The sequence below is a fragment of the Gottschalkia purinilytica genome, assembly GCF_001190785.1.
GTDB lineage: Bacteria > Bacillota > Clostridia > Tissierellales > Gottschalkiaceae > Gottschalkia_A > Gottschalkia_A purinilytica.
The window spans coordinates 44,653-70,945 of sequence record NZ_LGSS01000013.1 but is presented as its reverse complement, the minus strand read 5'-3'; the positions used below and the strand labels follow the sequence as shown (position 1 = coordinate 70,945).

At 27.8% G+C, this 26,293-nt stretch carries 26 protein-coding genes; 19 read left to right on the top strand and 7 right to left on the bottom strand.

All coding sequences use genetic code 11. The features are described 5' to 3' along the window. Positions 1-697: 697 nt before the first annotated feature. Positions 698-1,111, bottom strand: coding sequence for an EamA family transporter (locus tag CLPU_RS12525; RefSeq protein WP_050356011.1), 414 nt, complete (start codon positions 1,109-1,111; stop codon positions 698-700). 174 nt (positions 1,112-1,285) lie between these two features. Here CLPU_RS12525 and CLPU_RS12520 point away from each other — a divergent pair, with 174 nt between their 5' ends. The 3 genes from CLPU_RS12520 (at position 1,286) to CLPU_RS12510 (ending at position 5,154) form a co-directional block, all read left to right on the top strand. Further along, positions 1,286-2,224: a VanW family protein gene (locus CLPU_RS12520; RefSeq protein ID WP_235436179.1), complete on the top strand. Its 939-nt coding sequence runs from the start codon at positions 1,286-1,288 to the stop codon at positions 2,222-2,224. Between the two features lie 67 nt (positions 2,225-2,291). Next, complete coding sequence (locus CLPU_RS12515; protein WP_050356009.1) at positions 2,292-3,518, top strand: MFS transporter; 1,227 nt, start codon at positions 2,292-2,294, stop codon at positions 3,516-3,518. Positions 3,519-3,696: 178 nt separating this feature from the next. Further along, positions 3,697-5,154, top strand: a complete 1,458-nt coding sequence (locus CLPU_RS12510; RefSeq protein ID WP_235436178.1) for an aminotransferase class I/II-fold pyridoxal phosphate-dependent enzyme — start codon at positions 3,697-3,699, stop codon at positions 5,152-5,154. A 180-nt stretch (positions 5,155-5,334) separates the two neighbouring features. Here the strand turns inward: CLPU_RS12510 and CLPU_RS12505 are convergent, their stop codons facing one another. Beyond that, positions 5,335-5,757: an Hsp20/alpha crystallin family protein gene (locus tag CLPU_RS12505; RefSeq protein WP_050356007.1), complete on the bottom strand. Its 423-nt coding sequence runs from the start codon at positions 5,755-5,757 to the stop codon at positions 5,335-5,337. A 326-nt stretch (positions 5,758-6,083) separates the two neighbouring features. Between CLPU_RS12505 and CLPU_RS12500 the strand changes: the two genes are divergently transcribed. Beyond that, positions 6,084-6,947 (top strand): uroporphyrinogen decarboxylase family protein, encoded by an 864-nt coding sequence (locus CLPU_RS12500; protein ID WP_050356006.1) that lies wholly within the window; start codon positions 6,084-6,086, stop codon positions 6,945-6,947. A 251-nt stretch (positions 6,948-7,198) separates the two neighbouring features. Here the strand turns inward: CLPU_RS12500 and CLPU_RS12495 are convergent, their stop codons facing one another. After that, complete coding sequence (locus tag CLPU_RS12495; RefSeq protein WP_050356005.1) at positions 7,199-7,921, bottom strand: gamma-glutamyl-gamma-aminobutyrate hydrolase family protein; 723 nt, start codon at positions 7,919-7,921, stop codon at positions 7,199-7,201. Positions 7,922-8,521: 600 nt separating this feature from the next. On the opposite strand from CLPU_RS12495, the gene hisC reads away from it, so the two are divergent. Further along, on the top strand, positions 8,522-9,580 hold the full coding sequence (gene hisC, locus CLPU_RS12490) for a histidinol-phosphate transaminase (RefSeq protein ID WP_050356004.1): 1,059 nt from the start codon (positions 8,522-8,524) through the stop codon (positions 9,578-9,580). 155 nt (positions 9,581-9,735) lie between these two features. On the opposite strand, the gene CLPU_RS12485 is transcribed toward hisC, so the two are convergent. Further along, positions 9,736-9,990, bottom strand: coding sequence for a glutaredoxin (locus CLPU_RS12485; RefSeq protein WP_050356003.1), 255 nt, complete (start codon positions 9,988-9,990; stop codon positions 9,736-9,738). Positions 9,991-10,290: 300 nt separating this feature from the next. Here CLPU_RS12485 and CLPU_RS12480 point away from each other — a divergent pair, with 300 nt between their 5' ends. From CLPU_RS12480 to CLPU_RS12440, 10 genes are all read left to right on the top strand, one after another. Beyond that, positions 10,291-10,899, top strand: coding sequence for a TetR/AcrR family transcriptional regulator (locus tag CLPU_RS12480; protein WP_050356002.1), 609 nt, complete (start codon positions 10,291-10,293; stop codon positions 10,897-10,899). A 2-nt stretch (positions 10,900-10,901) separates the two neighbouring features. Next, positions 10,902-11,753, top strand: coding sequence for a GNAT family N-acetyltransferase (locus CLPU_RS12475; protein WP_050356001.1), 852 nt, complete (start codon positions 10,902-10,904; stop codon positions 11,751-11,753). Between the two features lie 108 nt (positions 11,754-11,861). Beyond that, on the top strand, positions 11,862-12,677 hold the full coding sequence (locus CLPU_RS12470; protein ID WP_050356000.1) for a C45 family peptidase: 816 nt from the start codon (positions 11,862-11,864) through the stop codon (positions 12,675-12,677). Between the two features lie 114 nt (positions 12,678-12,791). Further along, positions 12,792-13,526: an MBL fold metallo-hydrolase gene (locus CLPU_RS12465; protein ID WP_050355999.1), complete on the top strand. Its 735-nt coding sequence runs from the start codon at positions 12,792-12,794 to the stop codon at positions 13,524-13,526. Positions 13,527-14,247: 721 nt separating this feature from the next. Continuing rightward, on the top strand, positions 14,248-14,550 hold the full coding sequence (locus CLPU_RS17720; protein WP_200898585.1) for an HAD family hydrolase: 303 nt from the start codon (positions 14,248-14,250) through the stop codon (positions 14,548-14,550). A 14-nt stretch (positions 14,551-14,564) separates the two neighbouring features. Next, positions 14,565-14,885, top strand: coding sequence for an HAD family hydrolase (locus tag CLPU_RS17715; protein ID WP_235436180.1), 321 nt, complete (start codon positions 14,565-14,567; stop codon positions 14,883-14,885). A gap of 245 nt (positions 14,886-15,130) precedes the next feature. After that, entirely contained in the window at positions 15,131-15,655 is a 525-nt protein-coding gene (dcd, locus tag CLPU_RS12455; RefSeq protein ID WP_050355998.1) for a dCTP deaminase, read from the top strand. Positions 15,656-15,911: 256 nt separating this feature from the next. Further along, positions 15,912-16,496, top strand: a complete 585-nt coding sequence (locus CLPU_RS12450; RefSeq protein WP_050355997.1) for an ATP-dependent Clp protease proteolytic subunit — start codon at positions 15,912-15,914, stop codon at positions 16,494-16,496. Positions 16,497-16,593: 97 nt separating this feature from the next. Continuing rightward, positions 16,594-17,937: an MATE family efflux transporter gene (locus CLPU_RS12445; protein WP_050355996.1), complete on the top strand. Its 1,344-nt coding sequence runs from the start codon at positions 16,594-16,596 to the stop codon at positions 17,935-17,937. A 367-nt stretch (positions 17,938-18,304) separates the two neighbouring features. Beyond that, positions 18,305-19,603 (top strand): acetamidase/formamidase family protein, encoded by a 1,299-nt coding sequence (locus tag CLPU_RS12440; protein ID WP_050355995.1) that lies wholly within the window; start codon positions 18,305-18,307, stop codon positions 19,601-19,603. A 435-nt stretch (positions 19,604-20,038) separates the two neighbouring features. Here CLPU_RS12440 and CLPU_RS12435 read toward each other — a convergent pair whose 3' ends face one another. The 3 genes from CLPU_RS12435 to cbiM are packed head-to-tail and all read right to left on the bottom strand — an operon-like array spanning position 20,039 to position 22,439. After that, a complete protein-coding gene (locus tag CLPU_RS12435) occupies positions 20,039-20,650 on the bottom strand; it encodes an energy-coupling factor ABC transporter ATP-binding protein (RefSeq protein ID WP_162198916.1) in 612 nt (203 codons plus the stop codon). A 15-nt stretch (positions 20,651-20,665) separates the two neighbouring features. Next, positions 20,666-21,454: an energy-coupling factor transporter transmembrane component T gene (locus CLPU_RS12430; protein WP_097677573.1), complete on the bottom strand. Its 789-nt coding sequence runs from the start codon at positions 21,452-21,454 to the stop codon at positions 20,666-20,668. Further along, a complete protein-coding gene (gene cbiM / locus CLPU_RS12425; RefSeq protein WP_050355994.1) occupies positions 21,438-22,439 on the bottom strand; it encodes a cobalt transporter CbiM in 1,002 nt (333 codons plus the stop codon). Before cbiM ends, CLPU_RS12430 begins: the two co-directional genes overlap by 17 nt. A 321-nt stretch (positions 22,440-22,760) precedes the next feature. Between cbiM and CLPU_RS12420 the strand changes: the two genes are divergently transcribed. The 4 genes from CLPU_RS12420 (at position 22,761) to CLPU_RS12405 (ending at position 26,271) form a co-directional block, all read left to right on the top strand. Then, positions 22,761-23,678, top strand: a complete 918-nt coding sequence (locus CLPU_RS12420) for an urea transporter (protein WP_082154219.1) — start codon at positions 22,761-22,763, stop codon at positions 23,676-23,678. A gap of 105 nt (positions 23,679-23,783) precedes the next feature. Continuing rightward, positions 23,784-24,086, top strand: coding sequence for an urease subunit gamma (locus CLPU_RS12415; protein WP_050355993.1), 303 nt, complete (start codon positions 23,784-23,786; stop codon positions 24,084-24,086). A 24-nt stretch (positions 24,087-24,110) separates the two neighbouring features. Continuing rightward, positions 24,111-24,461 (top strand): urease subunit beta, encoded by a 351-nt coding sequence (gene ureB / locus CLPU_RS18140; RefSeq protein ID WP_082154218.1) that lies wholly within the window; start codon positions 24,111-24,113, stop codon positions 24,459-24,461. A 547-nt stretch (positions 24,462-25,008) separates the two neighbouring features. Continuing rightward, positions 25,009-26,271, top strand: coding sequence for an aminotransferase class I/II-fold pyridoxal phosphate-dependent enzyme (locus CLPU_RS12405; protein WP_050355992.1), 1,263 nt, complete (start codon positions 25,009-25,011; stop codon positions 26,269-26,271). Positions 26,272-26,293 lie beyond the last annotated feature (22 nt).

The following is a 26,293-nucleotide window of genomic DNA, read 5'->3' as shown; positions in this document are numbered from 1 at the left end:
TTAACTATAAAATTATTTATTAAACCTAAAATAATTTTAAATGTAATAATTAAAATTTTATTTTTATAATAAAATTTTTAGAGCTATATTATCAATCAGTCTTGATTCTTTTCATCTGAGGAGTTAGTCCACTTTTTTTATATAAAATTTGAAAAGAAGGATTGAGTTTTCTAAGATCCTTTAAGTTATTTATAGGATTTATAAAAACATCACAAGAATCAAAATTAGATTCATATGGGGAATATGAATTAATTTTTATGTCTGAAGATGTAAATAAAATAAGCATCTTAATTGAGCCAGAGTAGTATGCTAATAGAAAACGAAGACAAGCAGAGAAAAACCTACTACTTATAATAAAATGTAGGTTTGTTAATAAAATGTTTTATAAACTCTAATATTATTCTAACATATATTAGTGAAAAATAGATAGTAGGCTTTTTTATAACTTTGTAAAAATTGTTAAAAAGGCATGGATAAATAAGTATGATATATAGCATAACATAAATAAAGGCTACTAAATAAGGTACAGTAGCCATATAATATCAAAGTTATAACTAATTAATATTTAGTTTTTAAATAATTATTAAATATTACATCTAAAATATAAATTTAGTTAATAAGGCATAATAAATACAATAGAAATTAATATATTTATTGTACATTATAGAAGGAAATAATCATGTATTTTATATGACTACTACATAATGATTATTATTCCAGCTATAACTAGACTTGCTCCTAGTATTCTGCTTGGAGTTAATTGCTCTCCTAAGAATATAGTTGAAACTAACATAGTGACTAAGGGAGAACTAGACATAATAATAGTTACTACAGATATATCTCCCTTTTTAATTGCAGCATAATATGCGAGGTCACCAACTAGTGTAGCAAGAAGAGCTTCGATAGCAATTAAGAACCATGTGTTAAAAGGAAGACTTTTTATTTGTTGCATATTTCCATTAAAACCCAAAAAACCTACAATAAAACCTGCTGCCATCAGAGTTCTTATGATTAATCCAGGTAAAGGATTAAGATTATTTAGTCCTACTTTAGCAAATACTGGAGCTATTCCCCAACAAATCATACCAAATATTGATAGCCAAAAAACCATGTATTGTCCTCCTCGTTTGGTAAAACATACTTACACTTCTAATTTAATAACTATTCTATTATTTATTTATTATGTCTTATATTTGTTATTGAGAAATGTATATTTTTCACCATAAATAGAAGAATATAATTTAGTGACTATAAACATCTTAGACTAGAATAGAGGTGAATGAAGGTGAAAAAAAATAAACATTATATATTAATATTAGCAGTAATAGCCTTGTTTTACTTAACTTCATGTAATAATAAAGGTATGCAAGGAAATTTAAAAATAAAAGAAGAAAATATTAAAACCAAAATTGATAGTTCGCAACCAAAAGGTAAGATAACTAATACGAAAGTAGACACTCCCAAAAAGTCTGGTACTGTTAATAAGTTACCATGGGCGAATGATGAAGAATTCAAAAGATTACAGAAAGAAAATGGAACGACTGTATTGTTGGCCGCATATTGTACAGTTTTAAAAGATCCACTACCAGGAGAAGAGTATAATGTACATTTAGCAGCTAGTTCACTAGCTGGAATGGTTGTATCTCCTGGGGAAGTATTTTCTCAGAATAATGGCATAGGTCCATATGTTGAGTCTAAAGGATATCAAAAAGGACCAACATATATAGGCTCAAAGGTATCTACAACTGAAGGTGGGGGAGTATGTAAAGTTGCATCTACTTTATATAATGTATCAATATTAAGTGACTTAGAGATTGTTGAAAGACATAATCATAGTATGCCTGTTCCTTATGTTCCATATGGTCAAGATGCAACTGTAGCCTATGGTGCAAAAGATTTTAAGTTTAAAAATAACACAGAACATCCAATTCTTATATGGGCAAAGGGAGTAGGTAACAGATTATACATTGGTTTTTATGGTAAAGAGGAGCCTCCAAAGGTAGAATGGAATCATAAAACACTAGAATCATTTAAGGCACCTACAGAATATATAAAGAATCCTGAGTTAAAAGAGGGCGAGGAAAAAATAATTATAGAAGGTATGGATGGGGCTATAGTAGAATCATGGTTAACAATTAAAAATTTAGATGGAACAACTAAAACAAAAAAATTAGGAACTAGTTCCTATAGGGCAATGCCACATGTAGTAGAAGTAAATAAATAAACTTAGAATATACCCCTAATATTTCTAATAAGAATATCTATGTAAGAAAATATTGGGGGTAATTAGTATGCTTATTAACAATCCGATTCCAGACAGAATAAAGAAAAATAAGTCTTTGATGTTTTTTTTGACAAGTCAAACAGTTTCAAATCTTGGAGATGCTTTTCATTTTATTGCAATAGCTGCATTACTTATTAAATTAACAGGTTCAGGAACATCTGCTAGCTTTATTGTAATTTGTACTCCCATTTCAAGTTTCTTTTTATCATCTTTTGCAGGTAGTTTAGGAGATAGATTCAATGAAAAATATTTACTTGCATTTATAGATTTGCTTAGAGGATTAACTGCATTATTATTTATATCAAATCAAAATGTATTAACTATATATATACTTATGCTAACATTATCTTCATTTGAAATATTATATAATCCTCCTCAGAAAAAGATAATTACAAGCTTACTAGATCAAAGAGATGTTATGATTGGAAATTCTATACTAACAGGAATAAAAGGAATAATATTTATCATAGGGCCAATTATAGCTGGTATTATAATAGATATCTGGGGTCTAAATACTATATTTATGATTAATAGCCTATCATACTTTTTATCTACGATAATCTTATTTTTAACTAGAACCAAATCACATAAATCAAATATAATAAATAAAAAAATAGGAACTAAACCTAGTATATATAAGGATATAAGAAGTGGATTTAAATACTTCAAATCTAAAATTTCTATAAAGGAGCTTGTATTAATTAATACAATAGCGAGTTTAGCAATAGCTTCTGTAAATATTACTTTTTATTCTTTTGCTTTTGATACTTTAAAGGTTACCAGTAGAAATTGGGGATTTATGATGTCTGTTTTTTATGGAACAAACTTTGTAGCTATGGTTGTATCTATTTACTTTGATAAAATAATTCATAAACTGAATCTATTATTTGCTTATATGATATTAATAACTGTATCTATAGTATGGCTATTTTATAGTTTATCAAATAATTTATCAACAGTTATACTTTTACAGTTTATAGAAGGTTTAGTGATATCTCTTTTAACAATATTTATAAATACAAAGCTACAAATAATTACTAAAAAAGAATTTGTAGCTAGGATAATGGGAATAAATGATATCTTTAATAATATAGGAAAGCTGATTGGAATAGGGTATACATATGCTATTCTACAATTTCGTTCTTCTAGATTTATTTTCGTACTAAACTTCTTTATTTTAATTTTTTATGTAGTTTATAAATCTTTTACTTCAAAATATTCTACAAGAACTTAAAAAGTTAAGAAATATTAAGATTTCAACTTAATACATCCACTCAATAAATATAGTTATAGGGACTAAAGTATACTTGCACTATAAAATTCGCAGTTCATATTATAATCATAGAAGTGTTATATACTTGACTATACTTTCTGTAAATTAAGTAGTAGTTTTGAGAAGGGTGGTAATGTATTTGAAAAATATAGATCAAAACTTAACTCCTTTATTTGATGCTGTAAAAAAATATATAGATGATGAAGTTATACCATTTCATGTACCTGGACACAAACATGGTAAAGGCATTCCTGAATTGATGAATTATTTAGGAAAACGTGTATTAAATATGGATGTAAACGGAATGGAAGACCTAGACTATTTTAATAATCCAACAGGTGTTATATATGAATCTGAGAGACTTCTTGCTGATGCATTTGGGGCACAAAAAGCCTTTTTTCTAGTTAATGGCACAACTTCAGGAATCCAAGCTATGATAATGAGTGCTTGTAAGCCTGGTGATAAGATAATTATTCCTAGAAACGCTCATAAGTCTGTTATAGGTGGAATTATACTAAGTGGAGCAGTTCCGATTTACGTAGAACCAGAAATTAATGAGGAGCTAGGAATAGCCAATGGTATAACTGTTGAGAAGATTGAAAATACTATAAAATCTCATCCAAATGTTAAAGCATTATTTTTAATAAATCCTACTTATTATGGTTTTACCTCTGACATAAAGACAATAGTAGAAATAGCTCATAGCCACGATATATTAGTATTAGTAGATGAAGCACATGGATCTCATATGTATTTTCATGAAGATTTTCCATTAACAGCTATGAAGTCAGGAGCAGATATGAGTACATTAAGTATGCATAAGACAGGTGGTTCTTTAACACAGAGTTCAGTTCTTATGATGGGTAATACTAAAATTTCGCCAGACAAAGTAAAGAAAACTTTAAATTTAATATATACTTCAAGTGCTTCATATTTACTAATGTGTTCTCTGGATGTAGCTAGAAAACATATGTCTATAAAAGGTAGAGAATTGCTAGAAAATACTCTACAAATGGTTAGATGGGCACGTGATGAAATTAACAAGATAGAAGGAGTATATGCATTTGGAAAAGAGCTAGTGGGGTATCCAGGTTGCTTTAACTTTGATGAAACTAAGTTAGGTATAAATGTTAGAAATTTAGGTTATACAGGATACGAGATGGAGTCAAAATTAAGAAAAGAATATAATATACAAATTGAGCTAGCTGACCTTAATAATATACTTGCTATAGCAAGTATTGGTGATGTAAAGGAAAATTTTGAGGCATTAATTAATAGTTTAAAAGATATATCAGATAAAACTAAAATAAAACCCTATAATAAGATAAACTTTTTACCTAAATATCCTGATAGCATAGTATCACCAAGAGAGGCATATTATATGAAAAAGAAATTAGTCAAACTTTCAGATTCAGAAGGAGAGATAGCAGGTGAAATAGTTATGGCTTACCCACCAGGGATACCTGTGATCTGTATAGGAGAAATAATAACTAAAGAAATAATAGATTATATTAATATATTAAAAGGTGAGAACTGTCAATTACAAGGAACTGATGACCCGCTAGTTGATTATATTAAAATTTTAGATATAAAATAATATGACTATTAAATATGAAAAGTATGTATATAAGGAACTAAATTTTAAAAACTAAAATTATTGTATTATTATCTTAAAAATTTATTTTATAGTAAAATAACTAAAAATATAATAAAAAATGCTTAGTGTTCTAATTATAGATACTCTAAGCATTTTAATTTATTACTGACATCTTTAATTTTAATTGATATCTATTTTTTTACCATTAGAATTGCCAGAATCTTTTTTAGGTAACTCAAGAGTTAGTATACCATTTTTATAATCTGCTTTAATATCATCAACTTTAACATTTGATACATCGAAGCTTCTTACAAATGATCCATATCGTCTTTCTTTACGAACATAATTGTCTTTATTTTCTTCTGTGCTTGTATCTTGTTTAGCACTAATAGTAAGTTTATTATCATCAACTTTAACATCAATATTTTCTTTATTGAATCCTGGTAATTCAGCTTCTAATATAAACTTATCTTCTTTTTCAACGATGTCTGTTTTAAAATTAAAGAATTCGTTATTAAAGCTTTGCATAAAGTTTTTTTCCATTTCATTAAAGAAATCAAAAACATCATTTCTTCCTCTTCTAAAAGGTGTTAAACCAAACATATATATCCCTCCATAATTTTTATTATTAGTATGAGTAATATCAATTGCTTTTATTTATTAAATTTAAAAAAATTTGATATACACTACAAACGCTATATTTATAAGAGATACTGTATTAGAATTGATAATATATAAAGCATTTAATTTTTTTAGAAAAAATAATAATTTTGTAACTTATATTATTATTTATAGTAGAAATGATGATAAATTGTGAATCTTTTCTAGTTGTAAGTTAAAGGTATATAGAAAGAATAATAGAATTTTATTTTAGATATCAAAATTATTATTAATACAAGGAAATATATATTTGTATTGAGGTGAAATAAATGGACGAAATATCTACAAAATGTCAAGGTGATATTTTAGACGAGATTCCTAAAGAGATAATTGAAAAACAGAGATTCTTATTTCCAAAAGTACATATTGATAGTAATAGTATGGCTCTATTATCAAAAGATATAAAAGATCACAACAAAAATTCTATATGTATTCTACCATTTTGCAATACTGTAGAGGCTGAGGCACTGGGATCAGATATACAGTTGGGAGATGAAAAGTACGGGCCAAGAGTAAATAAGTATAAATATAGTTCAGTTGAAGAAATGTTAAATAATCTAGATATAGACTTTTCTAAAGGAAGAGTGAGGTCAGTTTTAGATGCCATTAAGATATTATCAGATAAAGGTGAAATAGTGTCATTGAACGTTGAAGGACCTTTTACTATAATATCTTCAATGATAGACCCATTGATACTTTATAAAAGCATTAGAAAAAATCCTGAGGATGTAAATGAAATATTAAATAGCATAGAGAAAAACGTTGTTAAATATATTAAGGAAGCAATAAGTAGAGGAGCTAAAATAATTTCCTATGGGGATCCTGTAGGAACGAAAGATATTGTGGGAACTAAAGTGTTTAAAGAGTTTAGTGGACCTTCAAGTTATAGAATTCTTAAGTCAATAGAAGAACATATAACTAATGAAATTGTTCATGTATGTGTACAGACTTCTGTCCCACTAGAAGAATTTGGATTTATATCAGTAAAAAAAGTAGTCACATCTTGTGATGAGATTTACGGAAATATAATAAAAGGATTATTAGGAAAGTTAAAGTTTATAGGGCATAGCTGTATAAAAAGAACTAGATTTTCAATGAATAAGTCATATATATGGGAAATAAAATTAAAATAAAAATTATAGGATAACTATTTTATCAGGTAAGTAGATGAATAATGCTAATCAATCTACTTTATTTTTTACACTTTAAGAGAAAATAGTTTATTAAAATTAAAACATTTAATTATATTTAAGATGCTCATTCTTTATAGCTGATGCTATAATAGTTCATCTTTGAAATTTTCCTTGTTTTCTTATGATATATATAAAAATCAAGACAGTATATAGCTTTAAGATACTCTCTTGATTTTTATAACTGACATATATTACTTACAATTATCTATGAACAATTTAAATAAAGCTTTACTTTTATCATCGTATTCGGCAAGTAATTCTGGATGCCATTGAACAGCTACTACGAACTTCCTATCAGGTATTTCAATTCCTTCAATAATACCATCACTTGATCTTGAGACTACCTTTATACCTCTTCCAATGTCTTTTATAACTTGATGGTGTAAAGTATTTACATAAGTTTCTTTTCCAAATATGCTGTATAGTATACTGTCTTCTTCTATAGTCACTTTATGGCCTATATCGCTTCGCTTTGATGCCTGTATATGTTTCAAAGTAGCTTTTTTTATTTGAGATAAATCTTGATATAGAGTACCTCCTCTGACTACATTTAAAATTTGAAGTCCTCTACATATACCTAAAATAGGTAAGTTTTTTTCTAGAGCTATCTCACCCAAAGTTAATTGAAACTTATCAAGAGAAGAGTTATACTTCCATAGGTCATAATAGATTTCTTCTCCATAAGTTATTGGATTTATATCCATACCACCTGTGAATAATAGTCCATCACATAATTCAACTTGTCTTTCTATATCTTCTCTAATTTTTGTTATAGGAATTACTAGTGGTATTCCTCCAGCACTTTCAATACACTCACTATACTCAATATCTAGTGAAACTTTTTCAGCTAGTTCTTTATTTGGTAATGTATAATACGTAAGACTAGATACTAATCCAATAACTGGTTTCTGCATAACTAAAACTCCCTTCATACTTATAAATTACGTTTTTTATTAGCTATATTTTATAAAATAATTAATTTAATGAACTTACTTATTTTCTTCATCATATTTGTTTTTCATTCTCTTTTTTTACAATTAAAAAGTAAAATAATTAACCTAAATTAGAATAACTTATAATATACTATTTAACCGTTTTTTAGTATAATAAGCATTTTTTTATTTTTTATAGATAATTATTTTTTATTTACACTAAATTCATTTATAGTATAGAGATATTTATAATAAATAAATTAGAGCTAAAAGAAAAGTTAGATAATATTAAATAATATTTTAAATCTTAATGAAGAGATCTACAAACCAATATGTTTACAAAAATTAACTTAGAATATATGATTATACATATAAAAATAGTACAATATACTAGATTAAATTAAGTATCATGTATTAAGAGTTTCTTATAAAGATGAGAATAAGTATATTTAAATATTATAATGGTATTTTATATAGCTACTTATTTAAAATATATAGTATTTGATAAAATTAGTCTAAATAAATTTTTTATGGTAGCTAAGCCCTAATAGTATTAAAAATATAAATAAGAGGAGCAGATATATGAGTAAATATTGGAGTGACATTACAAAGAAAATAGACCCTTACATACCTGGAGAACAACCTAAAGATAAAAAGTATATCAAACTAAATACTAATGAAAATCCATACCCTCCATCAGAACAAGTTATTAAGGCTATACAAAATGCTGCAAATGAAAACTTGAAACTCTATCCAGATCCGACTAGTGAAAGACTTAGAGATACAATAGCTGACTATTATTCTCTAAAGAAAGAGCAAGTGTTCATAGGCAATGGTTCTGATGAAATATTAGCTTTTTCATTTATAGGATTTTTTAATCCTAATGAGCCTATATTAATTCCAGATATTACGTATAGTTTTTATAAAGTATATTCTAATTTATTTAATATAAAATATAACTTAATATCTTTAAATAATGACCTTTCATTGCCGATAGATAAATTTTTCATACCAAATGGAGGTATTATATTTCCAAATCCTAATGCGCCAACAGGAAGATATGTACCTCTTGAATTTATAGAAGAAGTTTTAAATAAAAATAAAGATAAGGTTGTAATTGTTGATGAAGCCTATATTGACTTTGGAGGAGAATCATCAGTTAAACTTATTGATAAATATGAAAATTTATTAGTAATACAAACGTTATCTAAATCACGATCACTAGCAGGTCTTAGAGTTGGATTTGCACTAGGACAAGAACATCTAATAACTGGACTAGATAGAATTAAAAATTCAGTAAACTCTTATACTACTGATACACTAGCTTTATTTGGAGCGATAGAAGCTATTAAAGATGAAGAATATTTTCAAGAGACAAGAAGAAAAATTATAGATACTAGAAATAGGGTATCAGAAGAATTAAAATCTATAGGATTTAATGTTATAGATTCAAAAACTAATTTTGTTTTTATTAGTCATCCATATATAAAAGCAGAAGATATATTTAACAGGCTGAAAGAAAAGAATGTACTTGTTAGATATTTCAATCAGCCTAGAATAGATAACTTCTTAAGAGTAAGTATAGGAAACGATGAAGAGATGAACTATTTTATAAAAGTAATAGAAGACATAGTTAAATAATGAAAACATTCAAAATATTTGCAACTTATAAAGAGGTATACTTAAATATTTTAAGTTAAAGGATAGAAAAACAAATAAAAGAACTCTCTCTTAGATTTATAAAAATTACTAAGAGAGAGTTCTTTTATTTAAGTATAGGTAAATATATAGTTTTACTATAATCCAATTTTAGGATCTAGCTGATGAGACTTATTTAGGGCATTTATATCATCCCATCCACCAATAAATTCGTCTTCAATAAAAATCTGAGGAACTGTTGTCCAACCAGTTTTTTTCTTAACTTCTTTAAATACCTCTTCGTTATATGTTACATCAGTTTCTATAAAATCTACGCCTTTATTTTTAAATAATTCACATGCTGCTTTACAATATGGACAGTAATCTTTAGTATATATAACAACTTTTTTCATATAGATTCATCCTTTCTTATTTAATATCTAAAATGTACATTAAATGATTTTTTACATTCTAAAAATATATTTAGGAAAAATTTAGCTTAATTTTGTTACATTCTATCATACATAAAAGTTTGTTTCAATTGTGTTTGATAGACTATTAATACCCTAAATATTTTGTGCAAACTCTATTTTATTTATGAAATTTAAATAAAATAATAAGTTTCAATAATGTTAAATTCATCGTTGTATTTTAAGTCTGATTACTATAGAATAAAATAAAAAACTGACCAGTCGGTTTTTAAAGGAGGTAACATGTCTAAAATAAGTAAAGAATCTACAGGAGCTAAAAAGAAAAAGATTATTCAACATGCTTTTGATTTGTTCGCCGAGAAAGGATACTCAGAGACATCAATTGATGATATTGTTAAAGCTTCCGGTGTAAGTAAAGGTGGAATTTATTATTATTTTAATAGCAAAGAAGAAATATTTTTAGAAATTGCAAAGAATCGATTAGAAGAGAGACGTGATTTGATTAAGAATATTCCAAATACAGTGTCAAATAGAGAGAAACTAATTAATTATATTCATTGGACTTTAACAGGTCTATTTGAAGAGAAAATACAAAAAATGTCTCGCTTTACTTTTGAATTTTGGTCTGTACTTGCTAGAAATCCTAATATGTCAGATAAAGCTAAAGAAAGATACAAACTATTTTATGATGATTTAGCTGAAATTTTACAACAAGGAATTGATTGTGGAGAATTTGAAAAAGATATTGATATATCATCAATGGTTTATATTATTTTATCTACAATGGACGGTATTGGCTATATGAATTCTGTAATGAAGATTACTATTACCCATGATGTAGTTGAGAATTACATAGATATAATATTAAGAAAAATTAGTAAGGGAGATTAATTATGATTACATACAATCATTGTGTTAATGTTGAATTTGAGAAAGTATATGAGGCTTTTCAAGTAGGTTTTTCAGATTATATCATAAAAGTTGAGATGTCTGAGGATGACTTTTTAAAGAGATTTTTTGGAACAGAAGGAAATCAGTTAGAGTATTCATTTATAGCATTAGATGATAGCAAACCTATTGGTGTAATTTTAGGGGGAATTAAGAATTATGAAGGAGTAAAAACTCTTCGTTGTGGAGCTCTTTGCGTTCATCCTGATTATAGAGGTAAGGGTATAAGTAAGAAGCTGTTTGATTTACATAAGCAGGTTGCATTAGACAATAGATGTAAACAGATGTTTTTAGAAGTTATCGTAGGAAACGATAGGGCAATTAAATTTTATAGAAACTTAGGATATGATAAAATTTATGACATAAAATATTATTCTTATAAAGATGTTTTTAACTTAAAAAGGGAAGTGGATAATTCTATAGATATTCAAAAGATTAATTTTGAAACTATTGCTGACCTATCATCTAAATTAGAAAATATACATATTAATTGGCAAAATGATTTAGATTATATGAAAAAGCTTGAAGACTTAGTACATTATGGAGTATATAAAGATTCTGAACTCATAGGGGCTTTAAGTATAAGTGTCCATGGTAGAATTTTCTTTATATGGTCTAAATTACAGCATCGTCATAGAGGAATTGCAAGAAATATTATTATAAAAGCTATAAATGATCTTAATTTAAAGAGTTTAAGTATAAGCTTTCCTAATAATGCAAGTATAGAAGGATTTGTAAAACATACTGGATTCCAAAAAGATGAGATTTCTCAATATGAAATGTATTTAACTATTTAATAGATATAAAAAAATAAAGTGAGTGATAGATATAAAATTAATTAGAGAACTATCTTAATGAAAAAATTGAGGAAAGTGCTTGGAAACAAAAAGATAAGGAGACAAGTTATGTGTACTATATTTGGGAAACTTGAAAATGATAAGATACTTATAGGAAGAAGCTTTGATTGGGTTCAATACGGAGGAAATATATGTTTTGTACCATCTTACAGAAGTTATGGAGTAAATACCATAGGATGTTGTTTTATTGAGCAAATGGGAGAAGATAGAGCATATGAAGGTATGAACGAAGAGGGATTATTTGTAGCAGTTGTAGCACTTCCTACAAAGGGAGAAGAAGATAGAACCTCAACTCCATTAATGATAAATAGTTTAAGTATGGTTAGATATATCTTAGAGAGAGCAAAAACAGTAGGTGAAGCAATGTATATAGTTAAAAGCTTTACAATAGACTACAGAATAAAATATGGATGGCCTAAGGTTCAATACTTTTTTGCAGATATTAAAAATAGAGTAGGAATATATGAAGAGGGAGTTTATGAGGAAAATATAGAATTAAACTCTAATGAATATAGACTGTTAACTAATAAATCAGTAACAAGTAGTACGAACTGTATTCGCTATAATAAAATAAAAAGTATTATGGAGGATACATCTTATTTAAACGAAGAGATATGTATGGATATAATCTCTACAGTGAAGCAAGAAAATTTAACAGCTTGGAGTAGTGTCTATAATATAAATGAAAAAAGCTTTACTATATGTATCGAGCAAAACTTTGAAGATAAGTTTACATTTAATTTAGATGAATCCTTAAAAAAAGGAAGATTTTCTATAGATTTTGCAGAATTAAAGTTAAATATGAAGGTTATGAAAAGAAAAAGGAATGAAAAGTATTGTAACTTAGAGATTTTTAATAGTTAAACGCAAAAAAGAATGTGAATAAAAGTTTTATATAGATGAATTAATTATTAAAGGATAATCAAAAAGGATATAAAAATATATGATTACTATATAAAAAATAAATAGGAGGTTAATATGAGAGATTCTAAAGCCAATATATTTCCTTTAGGACATAGTAGCTTTTTAGTGGAAACTAAAAATAATATTTTGATATTTGACTATTATGAGGATAGTCTTAATTTAGAGAAAATAAATGTAGAAGATAGTATACTTTCTAATTCAATATTTAAAACGGATAAAAGTATTTTTGTCTTTGTGAGTCATAGTCATAGTGATCATTATACTCCTGATATATTTGATTGGAAGAAGGAAAATCCAAATATAGAGTATATATTGAGTAGTGATTTAAGGGAAATTATAGATAAATTTGATTTTCATTATGTTAATCCTTATGAATCACTTAAGATAAAAGATATAGCAATTAAAGCTTATGGTTCAACAGATAAAGGAGTTTCGTTTTTAGTTGATGTAGATGAAGTTACTTTGTTTCATGCTGGGGATTTAAACTGGTGGCATTGGAAAAAGTTTTCTGAAGAAAAACGTAAGATAGAGGAAGAAGACTATAAGCGTGAAGTTAGTAAAATTATAGGAGAAGATATAGATATTGCATTTATACCCGTAGATCCAAGACTTGATGAATTCTATTACTTAGGTGGAGAATATTTTATAAATACAATAAAGCCTAAACTACTAGTTCCAATGCATTTTAGAGATAATTTCTATATATGTGATGAATTTATTAATAAAGTGAGTGATAAATCTACTAAAATAGCTAATATTAATCAGTTAGGACAAGAAATTAGTTTTTAAAACTGGAAAATAAGTGAAAAACACTATTTTAAAATAGTGTTTTTTTAATACAGATAAACATGCTTATATATTATTATTTCATGAATGTAAAATCAAAACTACTATTTCATTGAATACTTTTTAGTTAAGTTAAGTTTTCAAAGAATTAGAATTAGTTACTCAAAACTTTAGGAAGTTCTTCTAATAATTTTTCTCTTGTAAAAGCATCATTAGAACTTCACTTTGCATAATCAACAAGATAGACATGTCCATTTTTTACAGCAGGAAGACTATGCCAAATAGGGTTGTTCATTAATTCTTTTATGGCTATTAAATATAATAAACTAGAAGATAGTACGTTATTAAAATTATGAAATATATAGTTGTTTTAGGATAGATTTAGATATTTTTTATTCAGAAATAAAAAAAGAAAAATATATTTAAAAATGATAATTAAAGAATTAATACTATGCATAAATGCTTAAGTAAAATTATATATAAAAGAGAAAATTATATAAATTATATGAATGAATCATCAGTAGTTTTCAAAAGATCTTATAGAATGATTAATGAATTTGTACAAAAAATGACTCAAGAATGTATATTTTACAAGTGAATACTGAGTGATATAATCGTGATAAATATAATGATAATCGTTATTTATAAAAAACGATATTATACTTAACAACTTATAGAGGCAGTAATTATATAATGAAAAAATTTATGAGGTAGTGATAATTTTATGATATTTTTTGATTTAGATGGAACATTACTTGATCATAAGCTTTCTGAATATTTAGGAGTAAAGGCACTTTATAAAATAAATAAAGAATACTTTAATGTCAATCAAAATGAATTTTATCATATGTGGTGTAATATCTCTGAAAAGAACTTTAGAAGATTTTTAGATGGTGAGCTTACATTTGAAAATCAAAGGAATGAAAGAATAAAAGAAATATTTGCTTTATCAGGAGTAAAACTATCTGATGATGAGGCAGAAAAAAGTTTCAAGCCTATTTATCAAGTTATGAAAATAATTGGGTAGCATTTGATGATGTCATTCCTTGTTTAAAAAGATTAAAGAACTATAGATTAGGTATTATTAGTAATGGGGACTATAATCAGCAACTTTTGAAACTTGAGAAAATTGGCATTAAGGATTATTTTGAGGTGATTATAACAGCAGATGATGTAGGAGTTGCAAAACCTGATATTAAGATTTTTGATATAGCTTGCAAAAAGGTAAAAATATCTCCTTCAAACTGTTATTACATAGGTGATGATCTAAAGACAGATATATTATCTTGCGAAAAAGTTGGTATAAAGGGTATCTGGTTAAACAGAAAAAATATAAAATTGACATACCAGATGTTAAAATAATATACGGATTAGATGAATTAGAAAAACATCTGTAGTTTTTATACTTTATAATAAAGGTTATATTATGAAAATAGTTTAATAAATCAGTAATGTTTATTATTCAAATATATAGTCATAATTATTTATGTAAATAACTATGTCATTTGATGATATAATTGTAAATAATACTTAGTATTATAGCATTATCTTGTAGAGTAGCGTGATAAAGTATAAAGTTAAAATCAAATTACATAGGGAGTGAAAAAATGATTCTATCAGGAAAAGAAATTGAAAATAGACTTGAAAAAGATATATTTATTGAGCCTTTTAATCCAAAACAATTGAATCCCAATAGCTACAATTTAAAGTTATATAATGAATTATTAGTATACGAGGACAATATTCTTGATATGAAGAAAGAGAATAAGGCAAAAAGTATCATTATACCAGAGGAAGGTATAGTTTTAGAACCTAACAAGTTATATCTTGGTAGAACTAAAGAATATACGAGGACAGAAAATCTTGTTCCAATGCTTGAGGGAAGATCTTCAATAGGAAGACTTGGGTTGTTTATTCATGTAACAGCAGGATTTGGTGATGTTGGATTTTCTGGATACTGGACATTGGAGATTCATTGTATTCAACCAATTAGAATTTATCCAGATATTGAAGTTTGTCAGATATATTATCATTCAATTGAAGGAGATTATGAAAAGTATAGTAGTGGTAAGTATCAAAATAATACTGGAATTCAACCAAGTCTATTGTTTAAGGATTTTGAAAATAAGTAGTAATATGTAAAGAAAATTAAAACAGAGTTTTAGGTGTAATGATTTATAAGTATTTAATAAAAGACTTATTCATTAAAGTTAAAGGTTTAGTAAATTAATTTTATGTATAATTTACTATGAATAGCAACTTTAAGAGAATAAAATAGATTTTGCCTTTATATGGCAATTGTGTTAAAATTGTTTGAAATCAAAACATATGATGATAAATATGCCTATCATCGTAATTAAATATCTTAAATAATAGGAGAGTGATATTATGAATAATCAAGAACAAGAACAAAAACAAAAAGCTTCTAATTTAGTGACAGAAAAGTTATTAAAATCTAGATCAATTATAATCTCTGGAGAGATTACTCAGGATTTAGCAGAAAAGGTAACTACGCAACTCTTAATTCTACAAGAAATGGGAGATGAACCAATAAAGTTATTTATTAACAGTCAAGGTGGGCATGTTGAAGCTGGTGACACAATTCATGATATGATTAAGTTTGTTAAACCACGTGTTATTGTTATTGGTACTGGTTGGGTAGTAAGTGCAGGTATTACAATCTATCTTGCAGCTGATAAACAAGATCGTTACTCTTTACCTAACACTAGATATCTGATACATCAGCCATTAGGTGGTTGTAAAGGGCAAGCTACAGATATTCTTATTGAAGCAGATGAAATACTGAGAGTACGTAGTAGAATCAATAAGATAATTAGTAATGCTACTGGTCAACCTTTAGAAAAGGTAGAGAAGGATACAGATAGAGATTATTGGCTAAGTGCTGATGAAGCAATTGAGTATGGAATAGTACATAAAGTAATTTCAAATTATGAAGAACTGAGTAACCTATAATTTATAGATGTATTAATATATGTTATTCTTCTTTGCTAAGATTAGAAAGTAATTGATCTCATATACTTTCTGTTTATCTAGAAAGGAATGGTGTTAGTTGAAACAAACAGAACAAAATTTAACTGAAGGGAATATTTATAAATCACTTATAAGTTTTTCAATACCTTTTATAATAGCTAATCTTATGCAGGCTTTATATGGAACAGCAGATTTGTTAATAGTAGGATTGTTTACAGATACGGTTGGACTTTCATCTGTAGCTATTGGTACACAAGTTATGCAGATTGTAAATGGATTAATAACAGGACTAACTATGGGAGGAACAATTCTTGTAGGTCAATATTATGGGGCAAGGAAGAATAAAGATACATCTGAAACTATAGGGACTATGTTGACTTTGGGAATCTTTATATCATTATTGATAACTGGTTTGATGTTTATATCAACAAAACATTTACTCAATATTTTACAAACACCATCAGAAGCTTATGCTGATGCCACAAGATATGTACTTATAGCTTCCAGTGGAATTATATTTATATTTGGTTATAATTCCATAAGTGCTATACTTAGAGGTCTTGGGGACTCTAAAAGACCTGTTTATTTTATTGCTATAGCTTGTGTATTTAATATAGTTCTAGATCTAATTTTAGTAGGAGCATTTAATATGAGAGCTGCTGGAGCTGCTTTAGCAACTATTGTATCACAAGGAATTAGTATGATTTTAGCAATTATATATCTTTCAAGGAGAAAGTTTATATTTGAATTTAAACGAAAGAACTTTATTGTAAATAAAGATAAGATGTTAAAGTTATTAAAGCTTGGAGGTCCTTTATCTTTACAGGAAGTACTACTTTGGATGTCTTTTTTAGTTATTGCTGCTATCGCTAATAGTCTAGGGGTATCGGAATCAGCAGCAGTAGGTATAGTTGCTAAATTTGAGGTATTTTCTATGTTGCCACCTATGGCAATGTCTTATGCCTTAGCATCACTAACTGCTCAAAATATAGGAGCAAATCAACCAGAGCGTGCTAGTAAAGCATTAAATATAAGTATATTAATATCTCTTGTATGTTCATTGTTTTTCTTTGTTTGGGCACAATTACATCCTCAATCTATAATGGGAATATTTAAGGCAGATAAAGATGTAGTAAAAGCAGGAACTGATTATTTGAAAACTTTTAGTATAGATTTTATGTTAGTTGCAATTAAATTCAATCTAAATGGTTTCTTAAATGGAAGTGGAAGAACTACTTTTGCAATGATAAATGGTATATTATCTTCTATATTAGTTAGAGTGCCAATGGCATTTTTACTAGCAATAACTTTCTTAAAAGGTCTAATTGGTTTAGGATTAGCAGCACCTATAGCTTCTGTAGTTTCTATTGTAGTATCTACTATATATATAAGAACAAATAAGTGGAAGGAAAAAGTAATTTAAAATAACAATAAATAAGACTCCCATTTGATAAAACAGAACAGGTTTCTAATATGTAGTCTTTCTTATAGGTAATATGATTATTAAATATACTTCTAAATACTTAATACTAATAACTCTTACTTTGAATATAAGTAGGAGTTTTTTTACTATTTTTTGAGAGAGGATTAAAATACAAAAATTACTCTATACTTTTTCGAATCATTTGGTGGCTATATTATACGAATAGTTATTTTGCATAATTAATATATTGTAATTTAATTAAGTAAAAATAAGGGCTATAAATATATAGAATACAATAGATGAATATGGAGAAAATACAAATATAAATAATGTTAGACGATTTTAGATAAAAGAAGGAGGAGATGTTTTGCCAAAGGAAAGTGTATTCGTAAACGAGTTCACGAATGGAATATTAGATCCAAATCAATCAATGCTTGGTCCTGTCAAAGATGGAGGGATAATAGTTGCTAATACGGCGCCAGGATGCTGGGGACCTATGATTACTCCCGCATTAAGGGGTGGACATGAAGTAACAAAACCTGTATTCGTGGAAAATGCAGAAATAGGAGATGCAATTGCAATCTATATTAAATCAGTTACCGTAACTTCTTCAGTAGCATCTTCAGGAAATGAAGTTGCAGTAGAGAAAAACTTTGTAGGAGACCCTTTTGTAGCTGGGAGATGTCCTAACTGTGGTACACTTTATCCAGAAACGAAACTAGAAGGTATTGGTTCAGCTTCGGTACACTGTGTAAAATGTGATGAAGAGATTTCTGCATTCCAGTTTACTAATGGGTATACAATTGCTTTTAATGAACACAAAACAATAGGGGTTACACTAACTAAAGAAGCATCGGAAGAAGCTGCCAAAAAAGCAAAGTCATACATGGCTGTTCCAGACAATTCAATTCAACATCCGGTAGTAACATTTGCACCTCATGATATAGTCGGTAACATTTCGAGATTGAAACCGTTTATTGGGCAACTAGGAACAACTCCGTCTATAGCTATGCCTGACTCTCACAATGCTGGAGATTTTGGATCATTCCTATTAGGTGCTCCACATAAGTATTCATTAACAGAAGAAGAATTGATAAAAAATAAAACTGATGGACATATGGATATTAATAGGGCGAGAGAAGGGGCAATAGTTATATGTCCTGTTAAAGTAAAGGGTGGAGGAGTTTATGTAGGAGATGTTCATGCTATGCAGGGAGATGGAGAAATAGCAGGTCATACTTGTGATGTTTCTGCAGTTGTTACCTTAAAAGTAAAAGTAATCAAAAATTTAAATATTGATGGGCCAATAATACTACCTGTTGAAGAAGATCTACCATATCTAGCGAAACCACTAAGCTTAGAGGAAAAGAAAAGAGCAGCGGAACTAGCAAGCGAGTGGGGAGTAGAATCCCTAGAAGATACTGCACCAATAAGCTTTGTTGGGACTGGATCAAACTTAAATGAGGCAATAGATAATGGACTTAGTAGGGCAGCTGAACTTTTTGGGATAAGTGTTCCAGAAGTAAAGAATAGAACTACAATAAATGGAGCGGTAGAAATTGGTAGATATCCAGGAACAGCTACAGTTACATTTTTAGCACCGATAGGGCTACTAGAAAAAGTAGGTCTTTATAGTTTAGTAAAAGAACAATATAATCTGAATTAATAAAGGCTATAAAGTATTTAAACTCATGTCGACATATTCGTTTTTCTATACACCAGACCTTAATGAAAATACTTTAGATAGGTGAAGATACTATAACTATTTATAGTATCTTTTTTATTTTAAGGTATAATAACTTATAAAAGAAAGTGATAGTACGACTAACTTAAATAGAGTATCGAACAGATTGATTAATGAAAAAGTCCATATTTTTTATAACATGCTTATACTCAGTAAATTAGAATTTATGAAGTGAAGAAATATTGAAAAAATAAAAGAAGATAAATATATATTTATCTTCTTTTAATAGTTTCATAAAGTTTATCACTTTATATTATACGCTCTTAATAATTCATCATCTTTTATTATTTCATTATAGTTTCCCTGCTTTACAATAGTATGATTTTCTGAAAATACTATTGCTTCTTTAAAGAGACCCTATAAATATTCAAAATCATGTGTTGCACATATAATTGTTTTCCCATGAAAATTAAGTTTAATAAGTATATCTTTTAAGAAATTTTTTGTCCTTGGGTCAAGATTATTAGTGGGCTCGTCTAGAACTAAAACATTTGGATTTAATGATAATACACTAGCTATAGCAACTTTTTTCTTTTCTCCTTCACTTAGATTATATGGTGGAGCCTTCATAAGATGTTCAATATTAAATAGCTCTAGACAGTCTTTAACTCTCTGATCTACATTCTCTTCATTCATATTCATTTGCCTTGGACCGAATGCGATTTCATCATATACTGTTGGACAAAAAAGTTGTGAGTCAGAGTTTTGAAATATAAAACCTATTTTTTTATGAAAAAGACTAGAAAATTTGCTATTATTCATTATCTTTTCATTAATCTCTATACCTTCAAAAGTATACCTTCCTCGGTCTGAAAAAACCAACCCATTCAAGAGCTTCAATAATGTAGACTTTCCACTACCATTAGAACCTATTATGGCAACAGAGTCACCCTTATTAATTTTAATATTTATATTACTCAACGCCTCTACATTCTTATATCTAAAAGACACATTATCAAGTTCTATCATTCTTTCACATCCTAGCTAAATAAAAACTATAAACATTAAAAATATTATTATATTAGCTAAACTATAAGCTAGATCTGTTAAGCTTATTCTATAATTTGAATACCTATTAAATTCTCCCTGAAATCCTCTACATTCCATAGCAAAATACAGTTCGTCCCCCAATTTTTTTGATTTTAGAAATAGCGTCCCTATCATTCCAGATAAATATTTATATTTGTTACTATTCTTACCTATAGATCTTAATTTCAAGCTGTAAAACATGTCTAGTGAAAACTTTCCTAATATAAATATATATCTTAGGGTAATTTCCATAATAAGAATAAAAATATCTGGAATATGTATTAATTTTAAAGATCTTACTATTTCATTCCACATAGTAGTATAGGATAAGATACTAGTAGTTAAAATAGTTATAAAAACTTTACCTACAATCAGTAATTCATGATAATTACCTCCAAAATATATAGAAGGTATTAGGGTTATAAACGTAAAAATAGGGACTACTATACTTATAGATAGTATTTTTTTAATGTCACATTTATCTAGCGAGGAAATTAAAGTTAATAAATATATACCTACACCTATAATAAACTTATAGTTAGTAGATAAAGATACAAGCACAACAATTAGTATAGTAGATATGAGTTTCATTTCACACTTTATATTGTAAATAAAATTTTCTTTATTTGTATTACTACTCTTTATTCTAGATAGTACCCCTAATATAGAAAAGATACTTTTATCTATAAAATTGTTCTTATCATTACTTGGAGTATATTCATCTTCTTTAAACATCCATTCCATTTTGTTGCCTATTTTTATATATTAGTATCCCTTTATTTATAAATTTGGTGGCTATAATAACTATGATTACTCCGAGTATTGCTGAAATGACATATGATATAGGTTCACTTAACTTGGATATTGTATAATCTGGGAGAAGTGCACTATGCTGAAATCCATTTTTAATTCCATTTGGAATATATCCTATTAGTTTATTAATTTCTTCAGAACTCCACTCACCCCATACACTACCACTAGCTAGAAGGCCTAATGGACTTAAAAGGATCATAGATAATAGTAAGCCATATAATGGACTAGTTCTTATTTCTTTATCTTTATTATCCCCTTCATAAATAATGTCTGGAGATGTCTTCTTTACGAAAATATATACTCCTGCAGTAATAATTCCTTCCAATGCTCCTGCAAATAGAAGATGAGGAATCACCATTGATGGTATAGTTATTTTGAGTGAGTAAGGAAAGTATGTTGGCAGTCCTGAAGCACTTTTAAATAAAAGAGGCTGTAAACCAAGCTCCACTGCTGTTACTAAAGCAGATATATTGGCTGCAACATATGCTGCAATAAAGGCAGCTAGATAATTTCTTTTATGATTATCGCCCTTTATTTTGTTGAATAAATAATATCCCACAAAAGGTATTACAATTGCCATATTAAACACATTTGCTCCTAATGCTAAAATTCCTCCATCTCCAAATAAAAATGCTTGTATTGTAAGCACTACAGTTAGGGCAACAGTAGCTGCATATGGTCCTATAAGTATTGCAATTATTGTTCCTCCAATAGCATGCCCAGTAGTTCCACCAGGAAGTGGAACATTAAACATCATTATAAGAAACGAAAATGCAGAACACACACCTAGAAGTGGAAGCTTCTTTTTACTAACCTCATTTTTAATTTTAATTGTAGCCCTCCTTAATATTACAACTGTAGCGGTATACAGTGTAACACATGTTGAGGGACTTAAATAATTATCTAGTATATGCATTTTTCTAAATACCTCCTGTATTAAATTATTGATATTTTAAGTTTTAAGTAAAAGTGTACATATAGGTTTTTTAAGTGATCTTTATAATGAAGAAGCGTATACTTTTGTAAAGAATATGCAAGCTATCTAATAATTATGTCCTAATTTCTACTAGCGATTGTAGGAGACATATTTAAAGACTACAAAGAATATATGGAATAAATAAAATTATATGAAAATAAATATATAGAATAATTTATTTATAGATTTGTCATTATAATACTTAAGATATAATGGCAAATCTATTTTTTATAAAAAATTTTACGGAAAGAGGAATAAGTTATGAGAGAAACTAGCTTTAACAGCTTTATTTCAGCATGTTTAAAAGGTATCTCACAAATTATATTTATTGATAACGCTGTATTAGGTGTAATTATTCTTATAGCTATAAGTATTGTAAATTACAAATTAGGAATTGTATCACTAATATCTTCAATTATAGGAACATTAGTAGGACACTTTGGAGGAGGGAACAAAAGTCTTGTAAATCAAGGATTATTTGGATATAACTCAATTCTAACAGGATTAGCACTAAGTTTATTTCTAACTGGAGATGTAAGGTGGATAATGGCCATTGTGGGAGCGTTATTTGCTGCAATATTTACTGGAGCTATGATGCATTTCTTAAAGAACTTAAATATTCCAGTACTAACTTTTCCTTTCGTTATACTTACATGGCTTTTATTACTTGCAGATTACCAACTTAATATTTTAAAGTTAACTTCTGAACTTGCACCTCAAGATTTGTCTCATTGGAAATTAAATATAAAAAGTACTATTTCTCTTATTGATGGATTAGTCAATGGAGTTGGTCAAGTATATTTTATAGATAATATTTGGCCAGGAATTTTAATTCTCATTGGAGTATTTTGGGCAGATTGGAAGCTAGGATTTTACTCTATTATAGGATCAGGGATTGGATTTCTTACAGCTTATATTTTAGGCGGGGAGCATGCATTGATAAGTCTTGGAGCATATGGGTATAATGCAGTGTTAACCACGTTAGCAGTATCTGCAGTCTTTGATGTGAAGAACTCTTTAGCTAAGATTATGGGATGCATAGCAGCTATAATTACTGTACCAATAACAGCTGGTGTTCATGCATTTCTTTTGCCCTATGGATTACCTACATTAAGTATGCCTTTTGTAATAGTAACATGGATCTTTTTAGGATCTAGAAGAGCATTAAACAAATTGTAATATTAGCTATAAAAAATGGTTTGTTCTGCATACTAGTTAAATTAATGTAAATAATGAATTCAAGTAATATCATGATGTCAATTATAAATTTTGGGAGGAATAAATATGTTACTTTCACCTCGTGAACAGGAAAAGTTATTAATTGTGGTAGCAGCTGATTTGGCAAAAAGACGAAAAGAGAAAGGTATTAAACTAAACTACCCTGAGGCGGTAGCACTAATTACTTATGAAATACTAGAAGGCGCTAGAGAAGGGAAGTCTGTACCAGAACTAATGAAATCAGGAAGGGAAATATTAATCACTGAAGATGTTATAGAAGGTATTGGGGATATGATTCATGATGTTCAGGTAGAAGCTACATTTCCAGATGGTACAAAACTAGTTACAGTACATAATCCAATAAAATAAATAAAAAAGGAAGATAGTCCATAAATGAGATTTCAAAAATATATTTTAAAAGATGAAGATATCATTTGTAATGAGGGAAGAAGAACTATTGTGATTAAAGTTATTAATACAGGGGACCGTCCTATTCAAATAGGTTCTCACTATCATTTTTATGAAGTAAATTTTGCTTTGAAATTTGATAGAGAAGAAACTAAAGGAATGCACCTAGATATTCCAGCTGGTACTGCTGTTAGATTTGAACCTGGTGATGCTGTTCGTTTAGGAGATACTGATTTATATATAGAGATTGAAAAAGATTATGCAACCTATGGAGATGAAGTAATATTTGGTGGAGGTAAAGTAATTCGTGATGGCATGGGGCAAGATCCTAATTAAATGCAAAAATGGAATTGGTAATTAGATTTAATAAAGAATGCTATAAATGAGGAAATAAGTTGCATACTGGTAGTAAAGTAGTTAAATAATTAAAAAAATTATTAAAGTTTAGATTGTTATATGTTGAATCTTATCATAAATAAAGTAGGCTATTTGGTTAAGTTTTAATATTACTAATTAAAGGTAGTTTATGAAGTGGAAATCATGGCATAAGCTAGATAAAATATATTGTTTTATGAACGTTTATTGATTAAGTTAGGGAGAGTTTTTCTATCTTTTTTATGTTGTACAAATTTTGTACAAATTATAGTAAATAATAAATAAATTTTAAGTACTACTTGATATGCAAAATAACATTGATTAAAAAGAACTTTGATGTAGATTTGAAAGCTAATATTCCTAGGAAATTAGCGACTATTTACAAAAAAATACTTATTTGCTATATTATAATTAAGATGGGTAGGGTATTCCATAACTTTATACAGTAAATTATATTATAGATAAATACAAATTTTTCATAATCTTAAATTATTAAGGAGATGACTAGATGGACAAGCATTTGAGTTCAATAGGAGAAGTATTAGCATATTTAAAAAGTAATAATATAATCAATATAGAAAAAAGAGCAAAATATATACAGGATTTTATCAATAAAGAAAATAGATATACAGGATATGAATACGACAGATATCTAGAATATGGAGCTTCTAACCTTTCAAACGTTATTACAGAGAATTCTGGAAATAAAAAAGAGTGTATATTATGGTGTGTTAATCACTATTTAAGTTTAAATAGAAATAAAACTATAATAGAAAAAGCTTGTGATGTTCTAAGAAAATTTGGTACAGGATGTGGTACTTCTGCATCATCTTGTGGGATGAGCTCTTTACACAAAGAAGTAGAAAAGAAAATAGCAAAACTAGTTGGAAAAGAGAAAGCAATTCTTTTTCCCACAGGATTTACTGCAAATATGGCTGCAATTTCTTATTTGGCAGGAAATAACGATTTGATTATTTTTGATAGAGAGTGTCACTCATCTATAATAAATGGATTAAAATTATCAAATGCAAAATGGGTTTCATTTAAGCATAATAACGTTTTAGACTTAGAGTCAAAAATAGTTAAGTACAAGAATTCTTATGATAATATTTTTGTAATTGTTGAATCTGCTTATTCTATGAGTGGAGATTTGGCGCCTTTGAAGGAAATAGTTTCTCTAAAAAAACAATATAACTTCTACTTATATGTAGATGAGGCTCACACCTTTGGTATTTATGGAGATAAAGGTCAAGGATATTGTTATAATGAAGGAGTAAGTGAAGATGTTGACTTTATTATGTCAACTTTATCAAAATCTACTGCATCTATAGGGGGTTTTGTTGCTACCAAGGAAAAATATTGTTCACTACTAAAGTGGTCGGACCCTTATGTATTTCAAGCTTGTATGACACCAGCAGATGCTTCTGTGGTTCTTTCATCCATTGAAGAAATTGAAAGGAATACTTGGATGATAAAAGAGCTTCATAAAAAAAATAAGTATATGAGAGAATTATTAAAAATTAAGGGATTTAATCTTGGAAATAGTCAAAGTCCAATTATTCCAATATTTATAGAAGACCACAAAAAATTAAGAATGGTTGTCAAGGATCTTTATTATGAAGGAATATATTCGACACCAATATGTTACCCAGCTGTTAAACTTCGTGAGGGTAGGATAAGATTAATTTTAAACATTAGTCATACGGAAGAAAATATAAAAATTACAGTGGATGTACTAGAGAAGATATGCAAAAGACACAAAGTTATTTAAATTACTTAATAAAACCTTCGAC

Excerpts from the sequence above, each read along its gene's own strand:
- CLPU_RS12475 (WP_050356001.1), top strand. The coding sequence starts at position 10,902 with ATGATTACATACAATCATTGTGTTAATGTTGAATTTGAGAAAGTATAT.
- CLPU_RS12485 (WP_050356003.1), bottom strand. The coding sequence starts at position 9,990 with ATGAAAAAAGTTGTTATATATACTAAAGATTACTGTCCATATTGTAAA.
- dcd (WP_050355998.1), top strand. The coding sequence starts at position 15,131 with ATGATTCTATCAGGAAAAGAAATTGAAAATAGACTTGAAAAAGATATA.
- CLPU_RS12470 (WP_050356000.1), top strand. The coding sequence starts at position 11,862 with ATGTGTACTATATTTGGGAAACTTGAAAATGATAAGATACTTATAGGA.
- CLPU_RS12525 (WP_050356011.1), bottom strand. The coding sequence starts at position 1,111 with ATGGTTTTTTGGCTATCAATATTTGGTATGATTTGTTGGGGAATAGCT.
- CLPU_RS12465 (WP_050355999.1), top strand. The coding sequence starts at position 12,792 with ATGAGAGATTCTAAAGCCAATATATTTCCTTTAGGACATAGTAGCTTT.
- CLPU_RS12495 (WP_050356005.1), bottom strand. The coding sequence starts at position 7,921 with ATGCAGAAACCAGTTATTGGATTAGTATCTAGTCTTACGTATTATACA.
- CLPU_RS12450 (WP_050355997.1), top strand. The coding sequence starts at position 15,912 with ATGAATAATCAAGAACAAGAACAAAAACAAAAAGCTTCTAATTTAGTG.
- cbiM (WP_050355994.1), bottom strand. The coding sequence starts at position 22,439 with ATGCATATACTAGATAATTATTTAAGTCCCTCAACATGTGTTACACTG.
- CLPU_RS12415 (WP_050355993.1), top strand. The coding sequence starts at position 23,784 with ATGTTACTTTCACCTCGTGAACAGGAAAAGTTATTAATTGTGGTAGCA.
- CLPU_RS12505 (WP_050356007.1), bottom strand. The coding sequence starts at position 5,757 with ATGTTTGGTTTAACACCTTTTAGAAGAGGAAGAAATGATGTTTTTGAT.
- CLPU_RS12500 (WP_050356006.1), top strand. The coding sequence starts at position 6,084 with ATGGACGAAATATCTACAAAATGTCAAGGTGATATTTTAGACGAGATT.
- CLPU_RS12435 (WP_162198916.1), bottom strand. The coding sequence starts at position 20,650 with ATGATAGAACTTGATAATGTGTCTTTTAGATATAAGAATGTAGAGGCG.
- CLPU_RS12420 (WP_082154219.1), top strand. The coding sequence starts at position 22,761 with ATGAGAGAAACTAGCTTTAACAGCTTTATTTCAGCATGTTTAAAAGGT.
- hisC (WP_050356004.1), top strand. The coding sequence starts at position 8,522 with ATGAGTAAATATTGGAGTGACATTACAAAGAAAATAGACCCTTACATA.
- CLPU_RS12405 (WP_050355992.1), top strand. The coding sequence starts at position 25,009 with ATGGACAAGCATTTGAGTTCAATAGGAGAAGTATTAGCATATTTAAAA.
- ureB (WP_082154218.1), top strand. The coding sequence starts at position 24,111 with ATGAGATTTCAAAAATATATTTTAAAAGATGAAGATATCATTTGTAAT.
- CLPU_RS12480 (WP_050356002.1), top strand. The coding sequence starts at position 10,291 with ATGTCTAAAATAAGTAAAGAATCTACAGGAGCTAAAAAGAAAAAGATT.
- CLPU_RS12515 (WP_050356009.1), top strand. The coding sequence starts at position 2,292 with ATGCTTATTAACAATCCGATTCCAGACAGAATAAAGAAAAATAAGTCT.
- CLPU_RS17720 (WP_200898585.1), top strand. The coding sequence starts at position 14,248 with ATGATATTTTTTGATTTAGATGGAACATTACTTGATCATAAGCTTTCT.
- CLPU_RS12430 (WP_097677573.1), bottom strand. The coding sequence starts at position 21,454 with ATGGAATGGATGTTTAAAGAAGATGAATATACTCCAAGTAATGATAAG.